General features: G+C 62.1%; 1 protein-coding gene and 1 pseudogene. Both read left to right on the top strand.

Going from position 1 to position 1,856, the window contains the following annotated elements:
* Positions 1–512 (top strand): annotated as a pseudogene (locus BGN91_RS08325) (cell division protein FtsH); the annotation flags it as partial.
* Between the two features lie 231 nt (positions 513–743).
* The coding region (locus BGN91_RS08320) for a PEP/pyruvate-binding domain-containing protein (protein WP_292612184.1) at positions 744–1,856 on the top strand (1,113 nt) is incomplete at its 3' end.

Raw genomic sequence — 1,856 nt, 5'->3', positions numbered from 1 at the left:
CCATCATGATGGGCGGGCGCGTGGCCGAGGAAATGATCTTCGGTCACGAGAAGGTGACGTCGGGCGCTGCATCCGACATCGATCAGGCGACGCGCCTGGCGCGCATGATGGTGACCCGCTGGGGTCTGTCGAAAGAACTTGGCACCGTGTCCTATGGCGAGAACAATGACGAGGTGTTCCTCGGCATGCAGGTCAACCGCCAGCAGAACGTGTCCGAGGCGACCGCGCAAAAGATCGACTCCGAGGTCAAGCGTCTGGTCGAAGCCGGCTACAAGGACGCCACCCGCATTCTCACCGAGAAGCGGGCCGATCTGGAGGCGCTCGCCAAGGGTCTGCTTGAATTCGAAACGCTGACCGGCGACGAGATCACCGATTTGCTGAACGGCAAGAAACCGAATCGGGAATCTGTGCTGGAGCCGACAACCCCCCGCACCTCTGCGGTTCCGCCGTCCGGGAAAACCCATCCGCGCCCGGACCCCGATCCGGGCCTCGAGCCGCAGCCGCAGGCCTGATGGGATTCGGCGGCCATTGATCGAACAAACAGCCCGGCGCAAGCCGGGCTGTTTTCACGATTCGCGTTGTTTCACGATTGCCTTAAGGTCGCGAAGCCGAAATCGTGAGGCGCGCCGAAATGCGCGCAAGGCATCCGGCGGAGGAAACGATGGCTCGCGCAGCTTGCGTGAAGTCGTCAAAACGTGGTGTAAGGCGAACACGCTTTCCTTCACGTGGGATGGTTTCATCGCATGGCCAAAGCCGCCTCGAAGTCCAAGAAGCCCGCCGCGAAATCAAAGTCAGCCGCGACACCTCGGACGAAAGCCGCAAGCTCCGGCGGCGCGCGCAAGGCGGCGAACAAGGAGATAAAAGCGGCGGCGCCTGCGAGGAGCAAGTGGGTCTATACCTTCGGAGGCGGCAAGGCGGAAGGTAAGGCGGAGCTGAAGGAGCTGCTTGGCGGCAAGGGCGCCAATCTCGCCGAGATGGCCAATCTCGGTTTGCCGGTGCCTCCCGGCTTCACGATTCCGACCTCGGTGTGCGCATTTTTTTATGCGCATGACAAATCCTATCCGAAGGAACTGAAGCAGCAGGTCGAAAAGGCGCTTGAGCAGGTCGCAAAGATCACCGGCAAGGTGTTTGGTGACGCGACGAATCCGCTGCTGGTCTCGGTGCGATCGGGCGCACGCGCCTCGATGCCCGGGATGATGGACACCGTGCTCAATCTCGGCCTCAACGACAAGACCGTCGAGGCATTGGCCGCGATGTCCGGCGACCGGCGATTTGCCTATGACAGCTATCGACGCTTCATCACCATGTATTCGGACGTCGTGCTCGGCTTCGCGCATCATCAGTTCGAAGACATTCTGGACACCTTCAAGGACACCAAGGGCTATTCGCTCGACACCGATCTGACCGGCGACGACTGGATCGAGATGGTGGGCAGGTACAAGACGGCCGTCGCGCGCGAGACCGGCAATGAATTCCCGCAGGATCCTCACGAGCAGCTATGGGGCGCGATCGGCGCGGTATTCTCGTCCTGGATGAATGCGCGCGCGGTCACCTATCGCCGCCTTCACAACATTCCGGAATCATGGGGCACTGCCGTCAACGTGCAGGCCATGGTGTTCGGCAACCTCGGCGAGACGTCTGCGACCGGCGTGGCCTTCACGCGCAATCCGTCGACCGGCGAGAGCCGGCTTTACGGCGAGTTTCTCATCAATGCCCAGGGCGAGGACGTGGTGGCGGGTATCCGCACGCCGCAGGACATCACCGAAGCGGCGCGCCAGGAATCCGGCTCCGACAAGCCGTCGATGGAAACGGCGATGCCGGAGGCCTTCAAGGAGCTGACGCGCATCTACACCCTG

Source organism: Nitrobacter sp. 62-13, assembly GCF_001896955.1.
GTDB lineage: Bacteria > Pseudomonadota > Alphaproteobacteria > Rhizobiales > Xanthobacteraceae > Nitrobacter.
This window is presented reverse-complemented; position numbering and strand designations above follow the sequence as displayed.